The 24,568-nt window shown below is 67.2% G+C and carries 23 protein-coding genes, 1 tRNA gene and 1 pseudogene; 12 read left to right on the top strand and 13 right to left on the bottom strand.

Annotation, left to right across the window (positions count from 1 at the left end; all coding sequences use genetic code 11):
• Positions 1-27: 27 nt before the first annotated feature.
• The gene (gene cobS / locus ABIC35_RS03315) at positions 28-1,032 is read right to left on the bottom strand and encodes a cobaltochelatase subunit CobS (protein ID WP_121071715.1); all 1,005 of its coding nucleotides are present in this window, start codon (positions 1,030-1,032) and stop codon (positions 28-30) included.
• Positions 1,033-1,105: 73 nt separating this feature from the next.
• The gene (locus ABIC35_RS03310) at positions 1,106-1,786 is read right to left on the bottom strand and encodes a winged helix-turn-helix transcriptional regulator (RefSeq protein ID WP_121071714.1); all 681 of its coding nucleotides are present in this window, start codon (positions 1,784-1,786) and stop codon (positions 1,106-1,108) included.
• 78 nt (positions 1,787-1,864) lie between these two features.
• On the opposite strand from ABIC35_RS03310, the gene ABIC35_RS03305 reads away from it, so the two are divergent.
• Genes ABIC35_RS03305 through ABIC35_RS03285 form a run of 5 tightly spaced genes read left to right on the top strand, consistent with a single transcriptional unit; the run spans position 1,865 to position 4,404 of the window.
• Complete coding sequence (locus ABIC35_RS03305; RefSeq protein WP_121071713.1) at positions 1,865-2,296, top strand: VOC family protein; 432 nt, start codon at positions 1,865-1,867, stop codon at positions 2,294-2,296.
• A gap of 19 nt (positions 2,297-2,315) precedes the next feature.
• Positions 2,316-2,546 (top strand): DUF4287 domain-containing protein, encoded by a 231-nt coding sequence (locus tag ABIC35_RS03300; RefSeq protein ID WP_121071712.1) that lies wholly within the window; start codon positions 2,316-2,318, stop codon positions 2,544-2,546.
• A gap of 18 nt (positions 2,547-2,564) precedes the next feature.
• The gene (locus tag ABIC35_RS03295; protein WP_121071711.1) at positions 2,565-3,236 is read left to right on the top strand and encodes a glutathione S-transferase family protein; all 672 of its coding nucleotides are present in this window, start codon (positions 2,565-2,567) and stop codon (positions 3,234-3,236) included.
• A gap of 12 nt (positions 3,237-3,248) precedes the next feature.
• Positions 3,249-3,605, top strand: coding sequence for a DUF1428 domain-containing protein (locus tag ABIC35_RS03290; RefSeq protein ID WP_121071710.1), 357 nt, complete (start codon positions 3,249-3,251; stop codon positions 3,603-3,605).
• Positions 3,606-3,624: 19 nt separating this feature from the next.
• A complete protein-coding gene (locus tag ABIC35_RS03285) occupies positions 3,625-4,404 on the top strand; it encodes a VOC family protein (RefSeq protein ID WP_121071709.1) in 780 nt (259 codons plus the stop codon).
• A 26-nt stretch (positions 4,405-4,430) separates the two neighbouring features.
• On the opposite strand, the pseudogene ABIC35_RS03280 reads toward ABIC35_RS03285, so the two are convergent.
• A pseudogene (locus ABIC35_RS03280) lies at positions 4,431-4,757 on the bottom strand (endonuclease domain-containing protein); the annotation flags it as partial.
• A gap of 244 nt (positions 4,758-5,001) precedes the next feature.
• Positions 5,002-5,613, bottom strand: coding sequence for a J domain-containing protein (locus ABIC35_RS03275; protein WP_121071708.1), 612 nt, complete (start codon positions 5,611-5,613; stop codon positions 5,002-5,004).
• Positions 5,614-5,648: 35 nt separating this feature from the next.
• Here ABIC35_RS03275 and ABIC35_RS03270 point away from each other — a divergent pair, with 35 nt between their 5' ends.
• Both ABIC35_RS03270 and ABIC35_RS03265 read left to right on the top strand, forming a co-directional pair.
• On the top strand, positions 5,649-5,933 hold the full coding sequence (locus ABIC35_RS03270; protein ID WP_121071707.1) for a BolA family protein: 285 nt from the start codon (positions 5,649-5,651) through the stop codon (positions 5,931-5,933).
• Entirely contained in the window at positions 5,930-6,373 is a 444-nt protein-coding gene (locus ABIC35_RS03265; RefSeq protein WP_121071706.1) for an NUDIX hydrolase, read from the top strand. Before ABIC35_RS03270 ends, ABIC35_RS03265 begins: the two co-directional genes overlap by 4 nt.
• A 41-nt stretch (positions 6,374-6,414) precedes the next feature.
• On the opposite strand, the gene ABIC35_RS03260 is transcribed toward ABIC35_RS03265, so the two are convergent.
• Positions 6,415-11,037 carry an NAD-glutamate dehydrogenase gene (locus ABIC35_RS03260; RefSeq protein WP_121071705.1) on the bottom strand — a complete coding sequence of 1,541 codons (4,623 nt, stop codon included), beginning with the start codon at positions 11,035-11,037 and terminating at the stop codon, positions 6,415-6,417.
• Positions 11,038-11,140: 103 nt separating this feature from the next.
• Entirely contained in the window at positions 11,141-12,409 is a 1,269-nt protein-coding gene (locus ABIC35_RS03255; RefSeq protein ID WP_121071704.1) for a PAS domain-containing protein, read from the bottom strand.
• Between the two features lie 203 nt (positions 12,410-12,612).
• Here ABIC35_RS03255 and ABIC35_RS03250 point away from each other — a divergent pair.
• Positions 12,613-12,688: transfer RNA gene (locus tag ABIC35_RS03250), tRNA-Thr, on the top strand.
• Between the two features lie 373 nt (positions 12,689-13,061).
• On the opposite strand, the gene ABIC35_RS03245 is transcribed toward ABIC35_RS03250, so the two are convergent.
• Positions 13,062-13,292, bottom strand: coding sequence for a hypothetical protein (locus ABIC35_RS03245; protein ID WP_147425797.1), 231 nt, complete (start codon positions 13,290-13,292; stop codon positions 13,062-13,064).
• 139 nt (positions 13,293-13,431) lie between these two features.
• Between ABIC35_RS03245 and ABIC35_RS03240 the strand changes: the two genes are divergently transcribed.
• The 4 genes from ABIC35_RS03240 to copM all read left to right on the top strand — a co-directional run bounded on the left by ABIC35_RS03240 (position 13,432) and on the right by copM (position 19,502).
• Complete coding sequence (locus ABIC35_RS03240; RefSeq protein ID WP_121071702.1) at positions 13,432-14,706, top strand: TolC family protein; 1,275 nt, start codon at positions 13,432-13,434, stop codon at positions 14,704-14,706.
• Complete coding sequence (locus ABIC35_RS03235; protein WP_436286765.1) at positions 14,703-15,854, top strand: efflux RND transporter periplasmic adaptor subunit; 1,152 nt, start codon at positions 14,703-14,705, stop codon at positions 15,852-15,854. Before ABIC35_RS03240 ends, ABIC35_RS03235 begins: the two co-directional genes overlap by 4 nt.
• A gap of 3 nt (positions 15,855-15,857) precedes the next feature.
• The gene (locus tag ABIC35_RS03230) at positions 15,858-19,070 is read left to right on the top strand and encodes an efflux RND transporter permease subunit (RefSeq protein WP_121071700.1); all 3,213 of its coding nucleotides are present in this window, start codon (positions 15,858-15,860) and stop codon (positions 19,068-19,070) included.
• Positions 19,071-19,145: 75 nt separating this feature from the next.
• Entirely contained in the window at positions 19,146-19,502 is a 357-nt protein-coding gene (copM, locus tag ABIC35_RS03225) for a CopM family metallochaperone (protein ID WP_121071699.1), read from the top strand.
• A gap of 431 nt (positions 19,503-19,933) precedes the next feature.
• Here the strand turns inward: copM and ABIC35_RS03220 are convergent, their stop codons facing one another.
• The 6 genes from ABIC35_RS03220 to ABIC35_RS03195 all read right to left on the bottom strand — a co-directional run bounded on the left by ABIC35_RS03220 (position 19,934) and on the right by ABIC35_RS03195 (position 24,269).
• The gene (locus ABIC35_RS03220) at positions 19,934-20,524 is read right to left on the bottom strand and encodes a PEPxxWA-CTERM sorting domain-containing protein (protein ID WP_354278276.1); all 591 of its coding nucleotides are present in this window, start codon (positions 20,522-20,524) and stop codon (positions 19,934-19,936) included.
• 542 nt (positions 20,525-21,066) lie between these two features.
• Positions 21,067-21,477, bottom strand: a complete 411-nt coding sequence (locus ABIC35_RS03215; protein WP_121071698.1) for a VOC family protein — start codon at positions 21,475-21,477, stop codon at positions 21,067-21,069.
• Positions 21,474-22,082, bottom strand: a complete 609-nt coding sequence (locus tag ABIC35_RS03210) for a pyridoxamine 5'-phosphate oxidase family protein (protein ID WP_121071697.1) — start codon at positions 22,080-22,082, stop codon at positions 21,474-21,476. The genes ABIC35_RS03215 and ABIC35_RS03210 overlap by 4 nt, the downstream gene beginning before the upstream one ends.
• Before the next feature lie 44 nt (positions 22,083-22,126).
• Complete coding sequence (locus ABIC35_RS03205) at positions 22,127-22,714, bottom strand: TetR/AcrR family transcriptional regulator (protein ID WP_121071696.1); 588 nt, start codon at positions 22,712-22,714, stop codon at positions 22,127-22,129.
• Entirely contained in the window at positions 22,711-23,175 is a 465-nt protein-coding gene (locus tag ABIC35_RS03200; RefSeq protein ID WP_121071695.1) for a DUF1348 family protein, read from the bottom strand. Before ABIC35_RS03200 ends, ABIC35_RS03205 begins: the two co-directional genes overlap by 4 nt.
• 329 nt (positions 23,176-23,504) lie before the next feature.
• Positions 23,505-24,269, bottom strand: a complete 765-nt coding sequence (locus ABIC35_RS03195) for an SDR family NAD(P)-dependent oxidoreductase (protein WP_121071693.1) — start codon at positions 24,267-24,269, stop codon at positions 23,505-23,507.
• Positions 24,270-24,568 lie beyond the last annotated feature (299 nt).

Raw genomic sequence — 24,568 nt, 5'->3', positions numbered from 1 at the left:
TCCCCCTGGCGGGGAGGATCTGTTTGCTTACGCCCGCCCGACCACGCTCTCCGGCAGATCCTTGCCGAACACGCGCTGGTAATATTCCGCCACCTGCGCCCGCTCGGCATCGTCGCACTTGTTGAGGAACGACAGGCGGAAGGCGAAGCCGATATCGCCGAAGATCAGCGCGTTCTGCGCCCAGGTGATCACGGTACGCGGGCTCATCACGGTCGAGATGTCGCCGTTGATGAAGCCGCGGCGGGTGAGTTCGGCCACGCGGACCATGTTCTCCACCGTCTCCTTGCCGCCCGGCTTGTCATATTCGCCGGACTTGGCGAGCACGATCCGCGCCTCGGTGGCGGCGGGCAGATAGTTGAGCGTGACCACGATGTTCCAGCGGTCCATCTGGCCCTGGTTGATCTGCTGGGTGCCGTGATACAGGCCGCTGGTGTCGCCCAGGCCCACCGTGTTGGCGGTGGCGAACAGGCGGAACCACGGGCTCGGGCGGATCACCCGGTTCTGGTCGAGCAGGGTCAGCTTGCCCTCGGTCTCCAGCACGCGCTGGATCACGAACATCACGTCCGGACGGCCCGCGTCATATTCGTCGAACACGAGCGCCGTCGGGGTCTGCAGCGCCCAGGGCAGCAGGCCTTCGCGGAACTCGGTGATCTGCTGGCCGTCCTTGAGCACGATCGCGTCGCGGCCGATCAGATCGATGCGGCTGATATGCGCGTCGAGGTTGATGCGGATGCACGGCCAGTTGAGCCGCGCCGCCACCTGCTCGATGTGGCTGGACTTGCCGGTGCCGTGATAGCCCTGGATCATCACGCGGCGATTGTGCGCGAAGCCGGCCAGCACCGCGAGGGTGGTGTCCGGATCGAACACATAGGCGGGGTCCAGATCGGGCACGCGCTCGTCCGCCTCGCTGAACGCGGGGACTTCCATGTCGATGTCGATCCCGAACAGGTCGCGCACCTTCACCATCTTGTCGGGTGCGGCGAGGATCGTGGAGTCCCGGCTATCGGGCTGGGTGTTGGGGATGTCGGCCATATCAAATCCTTCAGTCGCACCGGACCTAGTGGCTTGTTTGCCGCACTGCAACCGCATGTCCGAAGGGGAGGGTTCAGGCGCCGATCTTGGGCGGCAGCAGGAACAGGGTGGCGAAGGCGGCGGCACGGGCCAGGTCGCCTTCGACAACGAACCTGTCCTCGGCGAGTGCCATGGGCAGCGGCATGACCCCGAACAGCACCGGCAGAAAGTCGTTGGGTTCGCCGACGAACACCGCCTCGGTGTCCGCGAGCGTGCCGCGATCGATCGCCAGCGCGCCATCGTGCACGGTGACGCGATAGGTCTCCTCGCCCAGCCGGAAGCCGATGCGGCCAGCCCAGCCCGCCGCCTTGTCCGGCAGCAGCAGCATCCGCAGCGCCAGCATCAGCGAGACGCGCGAGAAGGGGAGCGAGGGATCGTGCCGGGGCGAGCGCAGTGCCCAGCGACCCATCGCCATCACCACCGGCTCTGCTTCGTATCCCCAGGGGGTGAGCGCATAAACCTGCACGCTGGCCGGCGGCGGCAGTTTCTCACGCTGGATGATTCCATCGGCTTCCAGCCCCTGCAGCCGCTGGGTGAGCACATTGGCGCTCAGTCCCGGCAACCCGGCGCGGATCTCGCCGAAGCGGCGCGGGCCGAGCAGCAATTCGCGGATGATCAGCAGCGCCCAGCGCTCGCCGACGAACTCCAGCGCGAGGGCGGTGCCGCAGGCATCGTCATAGCGGCGTTTGGGATTGGTTATATTTTCTAACTTCACGGTTGTTTTTTAGGATCAGACGCGGCACGAATCAAGCAGGGTGCGACTCGAAAGCCGCGCTGAAGGGGAGAGAAAGCGATGCCGAACGCCGTGTTCGTGAACCTGCCGGTGGCCGATGTGCCGCGCGCGACCGCCTTCTACGAGGCGATCGGCTGTACGAAGAACCCCCAGTTCAGCGGGCCGACGGCGAGCGCGATGGTGTTCTCGGACACGCTCAGCTTCATGCTGCTCCACCTCGACTTCTTCCAGACCTTCACCCCGCGGACGGTGGCCGATGCGACCGCCGTGACCGAGGTGCTGATCGCGATCATGCTCGATAGCAGGGAGGCGGTGGATCGCATGGTCGAAGCCGCAGTCGCCGCGGGTGGCGGCGGCGATGTCCGTCCCCCGCAGGACATGGGGTTCATGTACGGCCGCACCTTCAGCGACCCCGACGGGCACATTTTCGAGCCCGGCTATATGGACATGACCGCGCTGCCCGAAGCGATGGCGCAGGCGGAACCGGCCTGAACCGAGAAGGAGACCGACCATGTCGTTCCAGGCCTATCTCGACAACATCCAGGCCAAGACCGGCCGCAGCCCCGACGATTTCCGCAGCTATGCCACCGAGAAGGGCTGGGCGGATGCGTCCGGCCTGCGCGCCGGGGTGAAGGCGGGGGCAATCGTCGCCGATCTCAAGGAAGAGTTCGGGCTGGGGCACGGCCACGCCATGGCGATCGTCGCGCTGCTCAAGGGTGCCAAGCGCGAGGGTGACGCCTGAATCAGAGGAGAGGATAGCATGCCTGTTCAGTCCGGAAGCCCCATCGAGATCGTCACCCTGGACTGGGTGCCCGATTTCGCCCGTGGCTATGTCCGCGATTTCCGTGTCCGCTGGGCGCTGGAGGAGGCCGGGATCGGCTATCGCACCGATCCGGTCAGCACGGTGGCGCGGCCGGCGGCCTATTTCGCCGAGCAGCCTTTCGGCCAGGTGCCCGCCTATCGCGAAGGTGCGGTGCGCATGTTCGAATCAGGCGCCATCGTACTGCATATCGCCGAGCGATCCGAGGCGCTGCTGCCGCGCGATGCCGTCGGCCGGGCCCGGGCGCTCAGCTGGGCGGTCGCGGCGCTCAACAGCGTCGAGCCGATGCTGATGGAACTCGCCACCGTCGACCGGTTCGCGCAGGGCGAGGAATGGGCCCGGCTTCGCCGTCCCAGCCTGGTTGCGGATGTCGAAAAGCGGCTCGGCCAGCTTGCTGCGGCGCTGGGGACGCGCGACTATCTGGAGGGGCGCTTTACCGCCGGGGATCTGCTGATGGCCTCGGCGTTGCGGATGCTCGACCATACCGACATGCTCGCTGCGCACCCGCTGTTGGCCGCGTATCAGCAGCGCTGCCTCGCGCGACCCGCGTTCCTTGCCGCGATCGAGGCGCAGCTGGCGGAATTGCGCATCGAAATGCCCGAACCTGCCTGAAGGAGTGCGACCATGGCCTATCTCGACGGATATGTGATTCCGGTGCCCGAGGCGAAAAAGGAAGAATATCGCGCGCTCTCCGAAGTGACGGCGGCGCTGTTCCTCAAATTCGGCGCGACGCGGGTGATGGAGACCTGGAGCGAGGACGTGCCGCACGGCACCGCTACCGACTTCTACCGCGCGACGCTGGCCGAGGAGGGGGAGGCCGTGGTCTTCGCCTGGGTGCTGTGGCCGGACAAGCCGACGCGCGATGGCGGCTGGGGCAAGCTGATGGAAGCCCCCGAGATGCAGGGGCGGACGATGCCGTTCGACGGCAAGCGCATGTTCTGGGGCGGATTCGAGCCGATCGTCGATCGCGGCAAAGGCTGACGGCAGGGGAGAGTGAGACATGACCAATCGGCAGGGCGAAATCATCTGGTACGAACTGATGACGCGCGATGCGGACAAGGCAGCGGCTTTCTATGGCGCGGTGGTGGACTGGCAGGTCGGCGCGCCGCCGCCGGGCGGGCCCGACTATCGGATGATCGTGGCGCCGGACGGCAATGCCGGCGGCATGCTGCAGCTCGACGCCGCGATGCTGGCGGCGGGGGCCAGCCCGACCTGGCTCGCCTATTTCGGTGTCGACGATGTCGATGCGAGCGTCGCAGCGATCGTCGGCGAGGGCGGCAAGGTGATGGTGCCGGCCTGGGACGCGCCCGGGGTCGGCCGGATCGCGATGGTCACCGATCCGCAGGGCATTCCGTTCTACGTGATGCGCGGGGCGACCGAGGGGGCGACCAGCACCGTCTATCAGCGGCGTGGGATGAGCCATGTCGGTTGGAACGAGCTGCATACGCCCGATGCCGAGGCGGCGCTCGGCTTCTACCATCGCCAGTTTGGGCTCACCCGGATGGGCGGGATGCCGATGGGCGAACTCGGTGAGTACAGCTTCATCGGCCATGACGGCGGCGAGCCGATCGGCGCGATCATGCCTCGTATGGCGGAAGGCCCGACGGGCTGGGGCTTCTATGTCCGGGTAGACGATGTCGATGCGGCGAAAGGGCGGATCGAGGCGGCGGGCGGCACGGTGATCAACGGGCCGATGGACGTGCCCGGCGGCGAGCGCATCGTCCAGGCACTCGATCCGGATGGGGCGCTGTTCGGGCTGGTAAGCGGCGTTGCGGCGTGACGGCGGCGTGCCGTGTCCAGAACGTGGCGGAGGACGCCGTCTAGATTGTGGAGCAGGGCTTCGGCGGGGATGCGGAGCGTGGTGATGCCGTAGGCGGCGAGCCAGGTGTCGCGGCGGGCGTCATGCTGGGGTTGGTCGCCATGGGCGTGGCCGGCGCCGTCCAGTTCGATCGCGAGGCGGGCGCGGGCGCAGTAGAAGTCTAGGATATAGGGGCCGGCCTAATGCTGGCGGCGGAAGTGGAGGCCTTCGGGGTCTCCGCGCAGATGGCGCCAGAGGCGGCGCTCGGCGGGGGACATTTCGCGGCGGAGCTTGCGGGCTAGGCTGCGGGTACGCGGGGTTCCACGAAGACGCATTGGGCGATTCCCTGCCGATTGGGTCGGCTGGAGGATGCCGCATTTCGCGGAACGAATAAAGAACGAAATTCGCGGCTGGCCCCCTCCACCACCGCCTTCGGCGGCGGTCCCCCTCCCCCGCTTCGCGGGAGAGGAAACACTGAGGCTGCCGCCGAAGAAAGCGTTTCCTCCACCGCGAAGCGGGGGAGGGGGACCGCGCCGCGCCAGCGGCGTGGTGGAGGGGGCTTCCCCGCGCCGAGAAACCTCAAGCGAAGGCCGCCGACCCCTTCAACTGCTGATACGCCGCGATCACCCGTTGCAGCCGCGCCTCGTGGCTGCGGTCGCCGCCATTGCGGTCCGGGTGGAACTTGCGCACCAGCTCCGAATAGCGCTTGCGCAGCGCCGTTCGGTCGCAGTCGATCTCTAGGTCGAGCACCTTCAGCGCGTCGCGATCCGCGCCCGAGAGCGGCCGCCCGTCCTTGCGCTCGCCGCGATCCTTCATCCGGTCACGGAAGCGTGCACCGATCGCGTCGAGCGGGTCGGCGAAATCGGCCCAGCGCGGCGGCACGTCGGGGTTGGCGCTGAACGCGCGGGTCTCGCGCTCCCAGCCCGCGATCGGGCGCTGTGCCTCGTGGATCTCGTCGGGGCTCATGCCCGAGAAGAAGTTGTAGCCCGAATTGAACGCGCGGACATGGTCCAGGCACAGCCAGCGGAATTGCGGCGGCCCGTCGAAGCCGCTGCGCGCGCCTTCCAGCGGCGGCGCGCGGAATTCGCCGGCCGCATTGCAGCCCGGCTCTGCGCACAATCTCCCCTCCGCTTCCACGCGACCATGGAAACGGGCATTCGGACGATCCTTTTTCGGCGGACGGCTAGCCACGCGACTCCCTCGAACAAACCGCCTATATAGGCGCGATGACCGACCTCGCTACCGGCCCTCTGGCCGATCTTATCGCCGATCGCCTGCGCACCGCGCTCGCCCCCTCGCAGCTCCATGTCAGCAACGACAGCGCCCAGCATCGCGGGCACCTGGGCGACGATGGCACCGGTGAAAGCCATTTCACCGTCACCATCGAAAGCCCCGAATTCACCGGGCTCAACCGCGTCGCCCGCCAGCGCAAGGTCAACCATGCGCTCGCCGACCTGCTCGCCACGCGTATCCATGCGCTGGCGATCAAGGCGACCGCGCCGGGCGAATGAGCACGGAACGTGTCGCGCGCCCGGCGGCGCGGATTCTGCTGCTCGACGGCGCGGGACGGGTGCTGCTGTTCCGCTTCGATCCCAGCGACCGGCCGCCCTTCTGGTGCACGCCGGGCGGCGCGGTGAACCCGGGCGAGAGCTATGATGCCGCCGCCCGGCGCGAGCTATGGGAAGAGACCGGCATCCGCGCCGAGCCCGGGCCGGAGGTTGCCCAGCGCGTCGTCGAGTTCGTGACGATCGAGGGCGTGCCAGTCTGGGCCGACGAGCGCTATTTCCTCGTCCGCACCGAAGCCGAGGCGATCGATACCGCCGGCCATACGGCGCTTGAGCAGCGGGTGATGCGCGGCTGGCGCTGGTTCACGCGGGATGAAATAGCCGCGCATGACGAGCCGATCTTCCCGGAAGATCTGCTGGAGATGCTGACGGCACTGAACGTCTAGGGGGTACCCGCCGCGCCGGAACGGCGCAGCGGGTCCTGACCTCACTCTCGGCCGAGCAGCACGCGGGCCTGCCCCGCGATCTGCGCCAGCATCGCCGCGTTCGGCACCGCCGACTGGCGAGCGCGCCGCACCAGCGCGCTGAACTGGTCGACGCGGGCGCGGTGCTCGGCGAGCCACGCGTCCACCGTCGCCTGCGGGTCCTGCCCGTCGACGCGGCCGAGGAAGTCGAGCCGCAGCTGCTGGAAGTCGCGGGCCAGGCCGGCGATCAGCAGGCGTTCCCACACATCGCCGGTGGTGATCCGCGCCGCGGTCGCCTGCGCCCAGTCGAGGCCCAGCGCCTGGCCGAGCGAGGTGAAGGCGCGGGTGAGCACCACCTCGTCGACGCCGCTGCGCTGGCCGAGATCGGCGAGACCGATGCAGCCGTCCAGCTCGAACACATGGACGACGCGGTCGACCAGCTCGGCCGGTGCGCCCGCCGTGGTGAGCTTGCTGCAGATCCGATCGGCCTGGGCACGCACTTCGGTGAGCATCAGGCTCCTGGTCTCGCGACCCAGCGCGTCGATGCCGGGCTGCAGGCGCGCGATGACTTCGGCCGGGCTGGCGCCCGGACGCGTGATGCGCAGCAGATCGGCGATCTGTCCGCGCACCGCTACCGCCAGCTCGTCGAGCAGCGCGACACGGGCGCCTTCGCTGATCTCGGCGGTTTCCACCGCTTCCCACAGTGCCGGCAGGCCGAGCAGCCGCTCGGCGACGACGAACATCGCGGCGATGTCGCGCATCGACGCGCCTTCTTCCTCGGCCAGCTCGAACGGGTGGAGCACGCCGAGGCGGTTCACCACGCGATTGGCGAGCTTGGTCGCGACGATTTCATTGCGCAGGCGATGCTCGTCGATCGCCTTGCCGAAGCGCTCCTGCATCGCCTTGGGGAAGGCGGCATGGAGATCGCCGACCAGTGCCGGATCATGGCCGAGTTCGCCCTGCTCGATCGCGTCCTGCAGCGCCAGCTTGGCCGAGGCGAGCAGCACCGCCAGCTCGGGCCGGGTGAGCCCGCGGCCATCCTGCGCGCGGCGCAGCAGGTCCTCGTTCGAGCCCAGGCCCTCGACGCCGCGGTCGAGCCGCCCGCTGGCCTCCAGAATCTCGATCACCCGCACATAGCTGGGCAGGTCGAGCGCGCCGTCATTCTCCATGAAGGAGAGCGCCAGCGTCTGGAGGCGGTTGTCTTCCAGCACCAGGTGCGCCACGTCGTCGGTCATCGACACGAGCAGCGCGTTGCGGTCCTCGAAGCCGAGCCGGCCCTCGATCATCTCGCGGTTGAGCGCGATCTTGATGTTGACCTCGTTATCCGAGCAATCGACGCCGGCCGAATTGTCGATGAAGTCGGTGTTGAGGCGGCCGCCATTGCGCGCGAACGCGATACGCGCCGCCTGGGTCACGCCCAAGTTCGCGCCTTCACCCACCACTTGGGCCCGGACCTGTTCGGCATTGATGCGGATGCGATCGTTGGCGGGATCGCCCACCTCGCCGTTGCTCTCGCTCGCGGCCTTCAGATAGGTGCCGATGCCGCCGAACCAGAGCAGCCCGACGCGCGCCTTGAGGATCGCGATCATCAGCCCGTTGGGATCGATGCTGTCGACATCGAGGTCGAGCAGCGCCTTCACCTGTGGGCTGAGCGGGATCGACTTTTCGGTGCGCGCGAACACGCCGCCGCCCTCGGAGATGAGGTCGGGGTTATAGTCCGCCCAGCTCGAGCGCGGCAGTGCGAACATCCGGGCGCGCTCTTCCCAGCTCTTCGCCGCGTCCGGTGTGGGATCGAGGAAGATGTGGCGATGGTCGAAGGCCGCGACCAGCTTGATCGCCTTGGACAGGAGCATGCCGTTGCCGAACACGTCGCCCGACATGTCGCCCACGCCCGCGACGGTCACCGGCTCCGACTGGATGTCGGTGCCCATTTCCAGGAAGTGGCGGCGGACCGAGACCCAGGCGCCCTTGGCGGTGATGCCCATCGCCTTGTGGTCGTAGCCGACGCTGCCGCCCGAGGCGAACGCGTCGCCCAGCCAGAAATTGCGCTCGATCGCCAGCGAATTGGCGACGTCCGAGAAGGTCGCGGTGCCCTTGTCCGCCGCGACGACGAAATAGGGGTCGTTGCCGTCGAGGATCGTCACGCCCTCGGGATGCACCACCTCGCCCGCGACGATGTTGTCGGTGATCGAGAGCAGCGCGCGGATGAAGATGCGGTAGCTCTCGGTGCCCTCGGCCAGCCAGGCGTCGCGATCGGCGGCGGGCGAGGGCAGGTGCTTCGGATAGAAGCCGCCCTTGGCGCCGGTCGGCACGATGACGGCGTTCTTCACGCGCTGCGCCTTCATCAGGCCGAGGATTTCGGTGCGGAAGTCGTCGCGGCGATCGGACCAGCGCAGGCCGCCGCGGGCGACCGGGCCGGCGCGCAGATGGATGCCCTCGACGCGCGGGCTGTACACCCAGATCTCGCGCCAGGGGAGCGGGGCGGGCAGGCCCGGCACCTTGGCCGAATCGAGCTTGAACGCGAGCGCCTCGGCGCCAGCAGGCGCGAAGGCATTGGTGCGCAGCGTCGCCAGCACCACGCCTTTGAACAGGCGCAGGATGCGATCGTCGTCGATCGCGTTGACCTGCGCCAAGCCCGCGTCGATCGCCTTTTCCGCGAGTGCGACCGCATCGGCCTCGCCGCTGCGCGCAGGGTTGTGCGCCGCCTCGAAACGGTCGACGAGCGCGAGCGCAACGAGCGGGGCACGGCGCAGCGCGTCGACCACGGTGCCGAGGCCATAGAGCATGCCGGTCTGGCGCAGATAGCGGAACCAGGCGCGCAGCAGCACCACGGCGGACGGGTTGAGGCCTGCTTCCACGATCAGGCGGTTGAACAGGTCGTTCTCCGCGCGGCCTTCGAGCACTGCGGCAACCGCTGCCTCGACGATAGCGGGATTGCGGTCCAGCATCGTGCTGGGGGTTGCCGGCTCGACCTTGAAGTCGTGGATGAAGGCGCCGTTGGTCAGCTCGGTCGGCACTTCCTCGAGTACGCGGAAGCCGAAATTCTCGAAGGCCGGCACCGCATCGGACAGCGCCAGTGCGCCGCCCAGGCGGTACAGCTTGATCCGGTATTTGCCCGGCTCGCCCTGCAGCGGCACGATCCGCACCGAGCGGGCATGCTCGTCCTCGAGCCCGCCGATCCGCACCATGTCCTGCGCGGCTTCCTCGGGCGTGTGGGTGAGGCGGTAGACATCGGGGAAGGCGTTGGCGAGGCGCAGCGACAGGCGGGCGGCGCCGCTGCCGGCGATCTCGCTCAAACACGCTTCCACCGCCGGCGCCCAGCCGCGCACCATGCGGGCGATGCGCGCGTCGAGCTCGTTCTCGTCGGGCATCGTCGTGTCGCCGCGCAGGTCGAGCGTGTAGCGCAGCTGCGCCAGCACGCCGTCTTCCAGCGCGATCGACCAGTTGATCATCTTGGCGTGTGCGGCCTCGGTCAGCATGTTGCCGATCGTCTCGCGGTGGCCGGCGGCGACCTGCTCGCGCGGCAGCCAGACAAAGGCGAAGAGGTGACGACCCAGCGTGCTGCGCACCAGCACCAGCTTCGAACGCGGGCGATCCGCGACCGACATGGCGGTGAGCACCAGGCTCTCCAGCGCTTCGAGATCGAAGGCGGTGGTCAGGTCGTGCGGCAGGCCGGTGAGTGCGTGCGTCATCGCCTTGCCGGTATGGCCCGAGGGATCGAAGCCGAACTTCGATTCGAGCATCTCCAGCCGGCCGCGCAGCATCGGCACCATCGCCGGCGGGGTGTTGAGCGCCTGGCTGGTCCACAGCCCGTAATGGATCGACAGGCCGGTGACTTCCTGCCCGGTCATCAGCGGCGTGACGACGATGTCGAGCGGCACGCGGCGATGGACGGTGGACGTGGCGTTGGACTTGAGGAGCAGCGGAATCTCGCCGCCCATCTCGAAATAGTCGACCGCCAGCTTGCGCGAGGTATCGGCGAGCAGCGGCACGTCATGGGTGTAGCGGGCGAGGCCGATCTGGTCGGTGCTCTCACCGCTCACCGACCATTTCTCATGGCCGAGCAGCGTCATCGCATCGTCGGCGAACCAGCGCAGCAGCGCCTCGCCTTCGCGCGAGGGGACGCGGGCGCCGTCGATCGACAGCGCCTGCTGGAGCGGGCGCCAATCGGAGACGACGTCGCGGACATGCTCCAGCACGCGCTCAATCTCGCTGGTCAGCGCGCGGCGGGTGCGGGCGTCGGCGCGCTCCATTTCGATGTAGATCATCGATTCGGGCTGCGAATCCTTCGCCTTCTCGCCGATATCGGTCACCACGCCCTTGGCGTCGCGTTCGACCGGCAAAATCGGGTGAATGATGCGGAAGATGCTCAGGTCGAACGAGGCGATCGCCGCCGCGATCGAATCGACCAGGAACGGCATGTCGTCGTTGATGACGGCGAGCCGCATCTTGCGGCTGGCGTCGTCCTGATAGGTTTCGAGATTGAGCCGCACGGTCTGCGGCGGGCGTTCGGCCGCTGTCTCCGCGACGAACCGCGCCACTTCCGTGCGCTCGGCGTCGTCCAGTCCTTCCAGCTCTCCGGGCAGGGCACCTTCGAAGATCCGATCCTCAAAAGCCTGCATGATCTTTTTTTCTAGGTTCTTCATGGATGCGGCTATGCTCCCGGGCGAAGGCCACCTCAAGTCTGGAAAAACCGGGAGGAAAGGCGCAGAAGCGCCCTCCGCCGCAGTGAGACTCAGCTAGTGGGACTCAGGCCGCCGCGCGGCGGACGGCGCGATCGGTCAGCTGCGCGTCGTCTTCCAGCTTGGCGATGATATCGAGGCCCTGCGCGCCTGCGCGGGCCAGCAGCAGCACGAATTCGGCCTGGCCCGGCGCCATCGCCACACGGGCGAGCGGCGGCCGATGGCGCAGCGCCTCGACCGCACGGGCGAACGCGGCAGGGCGGCGCTCGCCGGCCACCGAGGCGCGCAGCTCGCGCTCGGCAGCGACGACACCCTTGATCCCGCCGGGGGTGATTTCGAGGAAGGCGTCGAGCCCGTCCGCCGGCACCGCCAGCCGCCGGGCATGGGTAAGCACGGCGGCGAATTCGGCCAGCCGCGTCTTGTCATAGTCGGCGCCGAAGACGAGCTTGGCCACCGGCGTCATCGGCGCGCGTGCCTGGCCGGCGATCCCCGCCTCGGCGAGCAGGGCGGCATAGCCCTCCGGCTCCTTCTCGGCCGCGATTGCAAAGCCATAGGCGCGATCGAGCGCGCGGTAGAGCGCCGCGCGGCCGCGCAGCTCCGAGGCGCGGGCGGCGGCGGCCGATTCGCGCGCGAGCATGAGCTGGTCGGCGAGCGGCGAGGCGAGTTCGGTGCGCGGCAGTTCAGCGGTGGCGGGCGAATCGAGCCCGGCACTTGGGCCGTCGGCCCAGACCGACTGGGTCGGCGCGGGGTGCGGCACCGCGCGGCGCGAGGCCTCGATCTCGGCATCGAGTCGCGCTTGCATCTCGGCGTCGACCACTTCCTTCCAGTTGATCACGCCGTAGATGAAGTCGATCGCCTCGGGGTTCGACGCGAACGGCATCAGGATGCCGCGATAGAACATCTGGTGCCCGCGCTGGCCGACGAACTCGGCCTCGAAGCCGATCGGGGCGCGGTTGGCGATGATCTGCAGATAATGGTCGGTGAGGCGCGAGAGCAGCGAGCGGCTGGGCACTTCGCCGACATGGGCGATCGGCCCTTCGATCCCGCATTCCTCGCGCAGCGCGGTGCCGAGATAGCGGATGGCGGGGTTCTCGATGCCGGCGGTGAAATCGAGCAGCACGCTGTTCGGGCCAAAATCGGCGATGTTTTCCGGGTCCAGATCGTGGATGGCCGGGTAGGGGCGGCCGCGCAGCAGCGAGACCCAGTGGTTATAGGCGCGCACATGCATCCGCCGCTCGTCGCCGCCGATCGCCACGGGGCGTTCGTCGATCGCCTCGTCCGCCGCGGGCACGGGCTCGGGGTCGGTCGGACGATTGATGCCGCGAGCCATGTTCATGCGGGTGCTCCACTGCGGGCAAGGGCCCGAAAACGCTGATCCGGCGCCTTTTGCAGGGTCCATGGTAAATGCTGCGTAAAAGGCGGATCAGGAAAAGCCGCGGACGCAAGAAAGTTGGCGGGCGTGCAAGGAGGTGCTTGCATGCACCGGAAACGGCTGGTAAGCGCGCCCTCCTCCGGGCAAGCCAGCGCCCGGCACCGGGCGCCGCTTTAGCTCAGCTGGTAGAGCATCGCATTCGTAATGCGGGGGTCACAGGTTCGAGTCCTGTAAGCGGCACCAGTACATCTCAAGAACTTCGCTAGCAAACCGCGGAACTGCGGCAAAATCAGCCTAGCGCGGTCCCACACTTTCTCATGTTGTTCCGCCGTGGCCCACGCAGAAGCGGTCACGAATCGTGGCCCCGCGCGCGCTACGTCGGTGGCTGCCGGGCAGGGCCAATGCTGTTCCTGAAGCGCTGGCGGTCCGACCGATCCTTCGACCGGCTGCTGGCCGCGACGTTCAAATAGCGACTTCGGCGAAGAGGAAGCCGGATGCGGCCGCTTTGTTTGCGAAGCTTGCGTGTCTTGGGCCGCTGTGACCAGAGGGTCGCCCCGAGGGTTACAGCGCCGGCCATTGCTGGTACAGGCATCGGCGATGCGCGCGCTGCTGCCCCTTATCGCTTGCCTGATGCTGGTGCTCGCCGGTTGGGCGAGCGTCGCCCATGCGGCGGAAGCGGCGGGGGGGGCGCGTCGCTGGTATCGCCATCACCCAGCACCTGCCCGGGGACGGCGACGAGGTGCCCGCCGACCGGGATAATGCGCTGCCCCACCACCATGGTCTTTGCCATGGCCACGACCTCGGCACTCCCACCGCCGAGCTCCCACGCCTGCTCTTCGATCGACATGCTTGCATCCGCCCGATCATGGTGGCGGACGCGCTGAACGGCATCCCGGCAAGCGTGATTCCGCGACCACCGCGGGCCTGACCGGATTCGCTCGCCGGCGCTGCGCCGACGCTCGGAATTCCTGTCAGGATCATGAAAGATGCAGAAATGGTTCGCGGCCTTGCTGGCCGCGGCGTCCTGTGCCGCGACGGCGCAGGCGCAAACCCGCACGGCGGCGCTATCGCAGCCGATGCCGGCCCTCACCCTTGACCAAGCCATAGCACTGGCCGGCGGTGCCGCGCCCAGCGTGGAGGCGGCGGTCCAGTCGATCGCCGCCGCGCGCGCCGGACGCACCGCCGCCGGCCTGCGACCCAATCCCGTGGCGCAGGCGCAGGTCGAGAATGTCGCTGGCTCTGGCGCCTATCGCGGGCTTCGCAGCGCGGAAACGACGATCGGCCTCGCGGTGCCGATCGAACTCGGCGGCAAGCGCGGCGCGCGGGTGGCCGTGGCGGAAGCGCGGCTGTCGCGCGCCGAACTGGAGGCGGTCATCGCGGCGGCCGATATTCGCGTGGCCGTTACCGAGCTGTACATCGCGGCGGTCGCGGCGGAGCGGCGGCTCGTTGTCGCGCGGGACCAGGTGCGGATCGCCGGCGACGCACTGCGGGCGGCCAATGTTCGCGTCCGCGCGGGCCGCGCCTCGCCGCTCGAGGAGCAGCGGGCAAGTGTAGCGCGGGTCAATGCCGAAGCTGCGGCCGAGCGTGCCGGGCGCCTGGTCGAAGCGGCGCAGGCGAACCTTGCGCGGCGGATCGGACGCCCGATCGGCGACGCGCTCGATACCGGTGTGCTCGATCTGCTGCCTGCCACCGTGTCCGGCCCGACGCTGCCGCACGAGGCAGCTGGGACGCTGGCACTTGCCGCTGCCGATGCGGACCTTGCTATTGCCGATGCCTCGGTCCGGTTGGCGCGCGCCAGTCGCGTACCCGATTTGAACATCGGCCCGGCCGTCCGGCGGCTGGAGGCGACCAACGATCTCGCCGCCGTGTTGAGCGTCTCGGTCCCGATCCCGCTGTTCAACAACGGCAAGGCGGCCCTCGCCGAAGCGCGGGCGCAGCGCGGGCGTGCGGACGCGCTGCGCCGCGCGACGCGGATCGATGTCGAACAGGCGATCACCACCGCTGCCGCCGAGGCCGCGAACGCGGCAATCGCGGCGCGGGCGGCATCCGGCCCGGCGCTCGCCGCGGCGCAGGAGGCGGCGCGCATCGCCCGTATCGGCTATCGCGAGGGCAAGTTCGGCCAGCTCGATCTTCTCGATGCCGAGCGGACGCTGGCCGATACCCGGCTTGCCGCGATCGAGGCGCTGGCCGCCTATCAGAATGCACGTGCCCGGCTGGAGCGGCTGACCGCCCCCGTGGCCTTCAACAGGGATACCCAATGATGCGCACCTTGATGCTCGCGAGCGCCTGCACGCTCGCGCTCCTGCTCGGCGCTTGCGGCTCGGATAAGGGTGAGCAAACCCCAGCCTCGGGCAACACGGCCGCTGCCAGCGCCAACGGCCACGCCGATGACGGCACCGTCACGCTGTCGGCGGACCAGATCGCTGCGGCCGGCGTCCAGATCGGGCGACCGATCCTCGGCGGCGGCGGCACCGTCGAGCTACCCGCGATCGTCGAAGGCGATCCGCAGGCGACCCAGATCGTCTCTGCCGCGATCGGCGGGCGCGTCGTCGCGCTCCATCGCAACCTCGGGCAATTGGTCGGCCGCGGCGAGACCATCGCCGTGATCGAAAGCCGCGAGGCCGCCCAGCTGAAGGGTGACGTCGCGGCGGCGCGCGCGCGGCTGAACCTCGCCAACGTCAATCTGGCGCGCGAGCAGCGCCTGTTCGCGGAGCGGGTCTCGCCCGAGCAGGATCTCGTCGCGGCTCGCACCGCAGCGGCGGAGGCACGCATCGCGCTTGCCCAGGCGCAGCGCCAGGTCGCCGCGGCTGGCGGCGGGGGCGGGGGGCTCAACCGGATCGGCATCGTCGCGCCGATCGCGGGCCAGGTCATCGCCCGCCCGGTCACGCTGGGCCAGACGGTGGCGGCCGATGCCGAGCTCTACCGCATCGCCAATCTCGCGCAGGTCTCCCTGTCGCTCAATCTCCGTCCCGAGGATGCGGGGCGGATACGGCCCGGCGCCATGGTTTCGGTGAACGCACCCGGTCGGCAGGCCAATGCGACGGTCCGTTTCGTTTCCCCCGCGCTCGACCCGCAGACGCGGCAGGTGCCGGTGGTGGCGATGCTCGACAATCGCGCGGGCATCTGGCGCGTCGGCGAGCCGGTCACCGCGTCGGTCCAGCTTGCCGGCAGCGGCGGCTCCACCGCGATCCGCGTTCCGACCACCGCGGTGCAGACGGTTGCGGGCAAGCCCATGGTCTTCGTCCGCACCGCCACGGGCTTCAAGGCGACCCCGGTGGTGCTCGGCGATGCCGCCGGCGCGACCGTCCTCATCCGCTCGGGCCTGACCGGCCAGGAGCGGATCGCCACCAACGGCAGCTTCACGCTCAAGGCCGAACTCGGCAAGGGCGAAGCGGCGGAGGAGGATTGAGCCATGATCGCCTCCATCGTGACACGGGCGGTCGAGAAGCGCTGGCTCGTCCTGCTCTTCACCGCCATCGCCGCCGTGATCGGCGCCTGGTCGCTCTCGCGCCTGCCGATCGACGCCGTTCCGGACATCACCAACAACCAGGTCCAGATCAACGTCCGCGCGCCTGCGCTCTCGCCCGAGCTGGTCGAGAAGCAGGTGTCGTTCCCGATCGAGACGGCGCTCGCCGGTATTCCGTGCCTCGACTATACCCGCTCGCTCAGCCGCAACGGCTTCGCGCAGGTGACCGCGGTCTTTTCGGAGAAGACCGACATCTATTTCGCCCGCCAGCAGGTGGGGGAACGGCTGCAGGGTGTCGCCGAGAGCCTGCCCGCCGGCGTGAACCCAGAAATGGGGCCGATCGCGACGGGGTTGGGCGAGGTCTATATGTGGACCGTGCGGCTCCAGCACCGCGCGGATGATCGCCACCGCCCCGGTGAGCCCGGGGAACAGCCCGACGGTTCGTACATCACCCCCGAGGGCGAGCGGCTGGTCAGCGAGGAGGACAAGGCGACCTATCTGCGCACCGCGCAGGATTGGATCGTCACGCCACTGCTCAAGAATGTGCCGGGTGTGGCGGGCATCGACTCGATCGGTGGCTATGCCAAACAGTATCTGGTGGTGCCCGAGGTCCAGAAGCTCGCCGCGCTCGGAATCACGCTGACCGAACTCGGCCAGGCCCTGGAGCGGAACAACACCAGCGTCGGCGGCGGCTTCGTCACCCGCAACGGGGAGGGGCTAGCGGTGCGATCGGATGCGCTGATCCGCAACACGGACGAACTGGCCCGCACCGTGGTCGCTACCCGAGAAGGCGTGCCGATCACGCTGGCGCAGGTCGCGAGCGTACGCCCGGGCCAGGCGGTGCGGATGGGATCCGCTTCGGAAAATGGCACCGAGGTCGTCGTCGGCACCGCGATCATGCGGATCGGCGAGAACAGCCGCAGCGTCGCCACCGCGGTCGCCGATCGGCTCAAGGCGATCAATGCCTCGCTGCCGCCGGACGTGGTGGTGGAGCCGGTGCTGGATCGCACCGCGCTGGTCAACGCGACCATCGCCACCGTCGCCCGCAACCTGGGGGAGGGGGCACTGCTCGTCGTTGTCGTGCTGTTCCTGCTGCTCGGCAACTTCCGCGCGGCGCTCATCGCGGCGCTGGTGATTCCGGTGACGATGATGCTCACCGGGTTCGGCATGCTTCGGCTCGGCGTCGCGGCCAATCTGATGAGCCTGGGCGCGCTGGACTTCGGCCTGATCGTCGACGGCGCGGTGATCATCGTGGAGAATGCGCTGTGCCGGCTTGCCGAACGGCAGCATGCGGAGGGACGCCTGCTCGGCCGGGGCGAACGGCTGACAACCGTCGCCGAGGCGGCGCGCGAGATGATCCGACCTTCGGTCTATGGCCAGGCGATCATCGTCCTGGTCTATGTGCCGCTGCTCACGCTCACCGGCGTCGAGGGCAAGACCTTCGTGCCGATGGCGCTGACCGTCATCCTGGCGCTGGCGTTCGCCTTCGTCCTCTCGATCACCTTCGTGCCCGCCATGATCGCGATCTGGCTGTCGAAGCGGGTGGAAGAGAAGGACGGCCGGATCGTCTCCTGGCTGAAGCGTCGCTACGAACCCGGTCTCGACCGGGCAATGCGCCGCCCGACGCTGACGGTCGGTGCCGGTATCGCCAGCCTGGTCGTCGCCGCGCTGGCCTTCACCAGCCTGGGCCAGGTGTTCCTGCCCCAGCTCGACGAGGGCGACCTGCTGATCCAGGCGCTGCGTATCCCGGCAACATCGGTGCAGCAGAGCCAGGCGATGCAGGTCCCGCTCGAGCGCTATCTGGCGAAGCAACCGGAGGTGCGCTTCGTCTTCTCCAAAACCGGCACGGCGGAGCTCGCCTCCGATCCGATGCCGCCCAACGCGACCGACATGTTCGTGATCCTCAAGCCCCGCAACCAGTGGCCCGACCCCGGGCTCGCCAAGGACGCACTGGTCGCGCGCTTCGAGACGGCGCTCGGCCGGTTCCCCGGCAACGCCTATGAGATCACCCAACCGATCCAGATGCGCTTCAACGAGCTGATCGCCGGTGTTCGCGGCGACATCGCGGTGAAGGTGTTCGGCGACGACTTCGACACGATGCACCGTACCGCCGAGCAGATCGCCGGGGTGCTTCGTCGCACGGCGGGCGCCGCCGACGTGAAGGTCGAGCAGACCACCGGGCTGCCGATGCTCGACATCCGGGTCAATCGCGATGCGATGGCGCGGCTGGGCGTCACGGCGCAGGACGTGCAGGACACCGTCACCGCCACGATCGGTGGGCGGACCTCCGGCACGATCTTCGAGGGCGACCGTCGCTTCCCGGTGGTGATCCGCCTTTCGGAGGCGCAACGGGCGGATCTGGCGCTGTTGCAACAGGTCCCGGTGCCGGTTCCCGGCGGAAGGTTCGTGCCGCTCGCCAGCGTCGCCGACATCCGCGTCGTCGACGGGCCGAACCAGATCAGCCGCGAGAACGGCAAGCGCCGCGTCGTCGTCCAGGCCAATGTGCGCGGGCGCGACGTGGGATCGGTGGTGGCGGATGCGCAGGCGGCGATCACACGGCAGGTCCGCCTGCCGGCGGGCAGCTATCTCCAATGGGGCGGGCAGTTCGAGAACCTGCAGTCCGCGAGCGACCGGCTGAAGCTGGTCGTCCCGGCCTGCTTCGTGCTGATCCTGTTGCTGCTCTACGGGGCGCTCGGCAACCTCCGCGATGCGGCGATCGTCTTCACCGGCGTGCCCTTCGCGCTCGTCGGCGGGGTGCTGCTGCTGTTCGCGCGGGGCATGGACTTCTCGATCTCGGCCGCGGTCGGGTTCATCGCGCTGTCCGGCATCGCGGTGCTGAACGGCCTGGTCATGGTGAGTTCGATCCAGGACCTGCTCCGGTCCGGGATGGACCGTGCGCAGGCGGCGCGGACGGGCGCGATGCAGCGCCTGCGCCCTGTCGCGATGACGGCGCTGGTCGCATCGCTCGGCTTCGTGCCGATGGCGCTTGGCCATGGCGCGGGCGCGGTGGTGCAGAAGCCGCTCGCCACGGTGGTGATCGGCGGGCTGATCTCGGCCACGCTCCTCACGTTGTTCGTGCTGCCGACGCTGTACGCCCGGTTCGGCCAGCGCAGCCCCGAACGCGGCGCCGATCATCCCGCCGCGGCAGACGCCGACTGACCTTCGCGTGCCCGGCGCCTCCTAGGCGGCGTCGGGCACGCACTTTTACCGACCTCACCAACGCAGGAGCCACAGATGCGCTTCAAGCTACGGATCATTGCGGCAGCCGCCGTTCTCTCCGCCTGCTCGACCCAACCCCAGCAGACCTCGTCCGGCAACACGAGCGCGCAAGCGGTGCCCGCTGCCCGGCATGGCGATATGGGCATTCCCCGTACCGGGTATGCCGATATCGACTTCCTCCGGGCGATGATTCCGCATCATCAGGGTGCGATCGAAATGGCACAGGTGGAGCTACGACACGGCACCGATCCGCAGGTTCGCGCGCTCGCCAGGCGCGTGATCGAGGCACAGGCGGCCGAGATCCGGCAGATGCGCAGCTGGCTGGCAGCGCGCGGCGTTTCTCCCGACGCACAGATGCAGGGAGGACATTGATGTCCAACGATCAGCAAGGTGCGAAAAAGTCGCGAGTCCACAAGGACGGATTGTGAGGCGGCTGTCGACCAGCCGAAGCCGTTCCCATCAGTTGGCGGGAACGACCGCTCGCTCCGAAAGCGGTCATTGGCAGCACGGATCACTCCATCGGCGGTAGCGCGCTCGAAACGTGCTTACGCGTCGGCAGCTAACGCCCCACAAGCGGACATCGCGATCTCCTGCGATCTGTAGTTGTTGAGCTGAGACGCAGGACACGTGCACCGCGTGAGGGGGCGGCATTCCCCCGAAGGGCGAGAATGGGCATGTCGCAATTCTTCTGACGCTAATCTGCCCGCCGCCGTAAGCTGAGGCGGCCCCGCATCTCCTCTCATGATACGTAAAGGAAAAGGGCGGCCGAAGCGGGCCGCCCTCAATGGGAAGATGCACTTGCTTTAGGCGGCGGCAGTGACAGTCTTGCGACGCCGACGACGAATTGCCGCGCCGGCCATTCCGCTACCGGCAAGCATCATCCCCCAACTAGCGGGCTCAGGCACGATGGTCACAAATGTCAAGTTGTCAACGAATGCATCGCCTACTGCTAAATCATACTCTCCTGGTTTAATCAAGGCATCAACGAGCAAAGAATAATTTCCAAGACTTAAGGTCTGGTAGCCAGGAAATTTGTCAGGATAGTAAGTTTGATCTCGGCTATATGCGTCGTTCAATAGAAAAGGAACAGAGGTGTCTATATCAAATCGCACCAAGATAAATGGTGAAAATTCGTACGGACCCGAACAGCATGGATCATGTATGAATAAACCCCCATTAGTGGGGATATGAACCGCGCCATCGACGATGTCGATATTAACTCTTTTTCCCAATCTGTCGGAAGCGAGAAATTCTAAGCCGTGAGACAGCCAGGTTCCATGGTCGGTCATCGATCCTGAATTTGGTGAGAAATCTACCGTGAATACTTGTGCGTCGACAGGAACAGAAAGCAAGCTGATTGCCGTTGCCACGGCCGCCGTAAACCAGTGTTTCATCGATTTTCCCCTGTTCGCAAATATTTGCGAATATTGGTTAATGGATTACGCACCAGATGACAATCGACCTGCGGCGAGAGAACTCGTCACGCGATTCTTTTCCACCCGGCCGGTTCGGCAGCTTTCCACCCACTTGCCGCTACACCGTGACGCATGTGACATTGCTTGGATGAAAAGGGTATCCGCTGCGCTCATAGGGGTAGTGCTCATTTCGGCCTCAGGCTGTCACAGCCGAGAGCCGGAGATCTGCCGCTCCTCGCCGCCGGAGAGTTCCGAACAGTACGAGAGCTGGGAGAAAGATCTCTCAGCCGCCCACTGCCAGCGTCCGCCTGCAGACCGACCCGCTCCCGCAAATCTACCTCACGTCGTTAAGGGCGGCTGACGAGACCGCCGCACGAGAACGGGACGTCCGCTTTCCACCAAAAAACGAAATCCCGCACTGGCGGTTCGCGACCAGCCCTTGCCATTCAGCACCCGAACACTGAACGGCAGTTTCAGCCGAAAGCCGCCACCGAGAGCGCAAAACTGGCTCCTCCTTTTTGTCATTTGCGCGCGGTCGCGAACTCCAACCTGATTCCGCCTGGGATGAAGACCAGGAAGTGGCGGGTGGTGGATCCAGGTCGGGTGGGCTGAGGCGCCACATCGACGGTCACGCCGGGATGGGTGCTGACCTTTCGCCAGGCCGCCGCCAGCGCATCCTCGTCGGCCACCGCGAGCGAAAGATGATGGAGGCCGATATTGGCTCGGCGATCGAAGGCGCGCGCTGTCGAAGGGTCCTCCGCGCGCCACAAGGTGATCAGCGCGTCCCCATCGGAGACGAAGACTGCCGGATAGTCGGGCGCGCCGCCGACAACGTCGAAGCCGAGCACATCGCAGAAGAAGGCCCGCGCCTCGTCGAGATCGGGAACGGTAAGCCCCACATGGTGGACGCCACAGGTTAGCCTGCCGGTCATGCACGTGCTTCTTCCAGTTCCAAAACGCGGGCCCGCAGTCGCGCGAGCTCGTCGATGAGGGGTTGATGCGCGGCTGAAATTTCCGCCTCGGTGAAACGAGGGGTAATATGCTGAGGACAATTCCAGTCGAAGCCCACAACATCGATCAGGAAAACGCGCTCCGGCACCGCATCATATCCTGAGGGCACCAGCCCGGCGATTTCCGCCGGATCGTCGCTTGTCCGCCCATGGCCGATCAGCTTGAGTCGCCGTCGCGCGGGATAGTCCATCAGAAAAAGCGAGACGCGATCATCCGCAGCGAGGTTCGCCGTCGAAAGATACTGCCGGTTGCCTTGATAGTCGACAAAGCCGAGCCTGTTACCGGCAATGTGACGCAGAAAACCGGAAGGGCCGCCGCGGTGCTGAACATAGGGCCAGCCACTTTCGCTCACGCTTGCGATATAGAAGCTGTCGCGCGCCGCGATGAAATCGAGTTCTCTTGCCGTCAGCGCATCGATCGCGCCGGCCTGGCTTTCCATGCGCGCATAGGCGGTGCGGGATCCGGCCGCCGTCTGCAGCGCACGAGCGCCGGGGCCGAACATTTGATGGAGATAGGTCTGGGCCATAGGATACACTCAGGTCGATGCCGGAGGTGTCACGCCTCCGGCATTCAGGAAGTTGCGCCGCCGCGTATCGCACCCAGCAAACTGGCACGCTGGCGATCGATGATGCGCTTGAACGTGCTATCCTCGCCCAGCGCCCGCGCCAGGACGATCGCACCCTGGATGCCGGACACGGCCTCCTCGGCCAGCTCCGCCGCCGACGCGGCAGGAACGTTCGCGACCTCGAGACAACGGGCCAGCGCCGCGATCCAGCGGCCGAAATAGCCATTGATCGTCCCCGCGAACGCGCCGCCGCCGACGTTGAGGCCGAGCGCGCCGACAAGACAGACCCTCCGCCCGGAGCGGAAATAGGCCGTCACCGCGTCGAGCATCGCCGTAACCGCCGCCGCCGGGTCCTTGGCCTGCTCCAGCGGTGCGAAGATGGTTTCGGCGAACCAGCGATCGATATCGGCAAGGACCGCCTCCATCATCTCCTCCTTCCCGCCGGGGAAGAAGTTATAGAGGCTGCCCTTGCCGAGGCCGGTCGCCTTCGACAGCACCGCCAGGCTTGCGCCCTCGAAGCCATGTTCGCGGAACGCTTCTGCCAATGCGGGCACCGCATTCTCGCGGGTGGTGAGGACGCGCTTGCCGGTCATAGACCGAGGTCGCTGAGCGAGGGATGATCGTCCGGGCGGCGGCCGAGCGGCCAGTGGAACTGGCGATCCGATTCCGCGATCGGCATTTCGTTGATGCAGGCATAGCGGTTCGACATCAGGCCATCCTCGGCGAACAGCCAGTTCTCATTGCCATAGGCACGGAACCACTGCCCATTATCGTCGTGATACTCATAGGCGTAGCGGACCGCGATGCGGTTGCCGGTGAATGCCCAGAGCTCCTTGATGAGCCGATATTCGTGTTCCTTGTTCCACTTGCGCGTCAAGAATGCCTGCGCTTCCTCGCGATTATTGGCGAACTCGACGCGGTTCCGCCAGCGGGTGTCGAGCGAATATGCAAGCGCGACCTTCGCGGCATCGCGGGTGTTCCAGCCGTCTTCGGCCAGACGGACCTTCTCGATGGCGGTTTCATGGGTGAATGGGGGCAGAGGGGGACGAGACATTGGATTTCCTTCTTCCTTGGAAGAGCCTTCGCAAGCGCCAGAAGCGCGAGGCGAGGGCTGGAAACGCGGTGATAAGAAAGCGTCGGTGCGACCGGCTTCACCTGCCAATCACCGTGTTGTACCGATCGGTACAACCTGCTTTGGGCGCTGTCAAGCGCTGGCCTGCGATCCCGCGCCCCTGTCCGAACGCGACATCGTGCCCCTCGCCGAGAAAGTGATCGCCGCCTCGGGGGACCGTGCCTTCTACGTGCCGTCGCACGACTTCGTGCATAGGCACGCGCCACCGTCAGATGCAGCGCGCTGTGCGAGCGCCGCGCAACGCTGTGGACTCAGTCAAGGCCAGATCCGGTGAGCCAGCCGCCGTCGGCGATCATCGTTTCACCCGTCACATAGGCTGCCGCTGGCGAACTGAGGAACAATGCTGGCCCGACGAGGTCCTCCACTTCGCCCCAACGTCCCAGCGCCGTGCGGCGGACCACGCGTTCCGACATTGTCGGGTCCGACCAGACGGGCGCCGACATCTCTGTCTTGTGGAAGCCAGGGGCGACGGCGTTGACCCGGATGCCATCGCGCCCCAGCCGGTGCGCAAGTGTGTGGGTCAGTCCTTTCAGCGCCGACTTGCTGGCGGTATAGGCCAGCATTGCGGGGCCCCCGGTGAAACATGCCATCGAAACGATATTGAGGATGGATCCGCGGGAGTGCCGGAGGAGCGGCTCACCCGCCAAGGCGAGCCGCAGGGCTCCGTTGAGGTTCACATCCATCACGTCGCGATAGACGGCCTCGTCGAATGGCGCGTCGACCGACAGGATGCCGGCTGCGTTGACGAGCACGTCCAGTCGCTCGAATTGCGACAAGGTGCTGACGATCGCTGCTCTGTCGCGCACATCGAGACGCGTGAACATGACACCCGTATTGGCGGGATCAGCGCGGTTGGCTGCGAGTTTGTCTTCGGACGTACCGGTCGCCATAACCCGCCCGCCCAGCGCTGCAAATCCACGCGCCAGAGCCAATCCAACACCACTGGATCCGCCGGAAACCAGGATCGTCTTGCCCGCGAACAGATCGCTGCGAAAGCTGTCGACTATCAGCTGCATGTGCTTTCCCTTGGGTCTCGCCCGATTTGCGAATTCTCAAACAGACCGCGCGCTTGCGCCGGAAGGCGTTTAGGCCCGGTCCAGCCGTGGCATGGCGTTCGCGCCTTACGGAGGTGTGTCGGCAAGGGGCTTGTCCGCTGCCATTGTAAGAATGCGAGGCTGTCTCTGCCGCCGCTCGCCTGCGGCTGGCGGGGCATCGAAAGCCGGACCTGGGAACTTGTCTGCGGCGCCTGGAAAGGTCCGCTGCCTGTCGGGCGAGTAGCTGTAAAGCCGCGCAGGGCTTCAGGCTGCGCGAGCAA

Source organism: Sphingomonas trueperi (assembly GCF_040545965.1).
In the GTDB taxonomy this organism is placed as follows: Bacteria; Pseudomonadota; Alphaproteobacteria; order Sphingomonadales; family Sphingomonadaceae; genus Sphingomonas; species Sphingomonas trueperi_C.
This window is presented reverse-complemented; position numbering and strand designations above follow the sequence as displayed.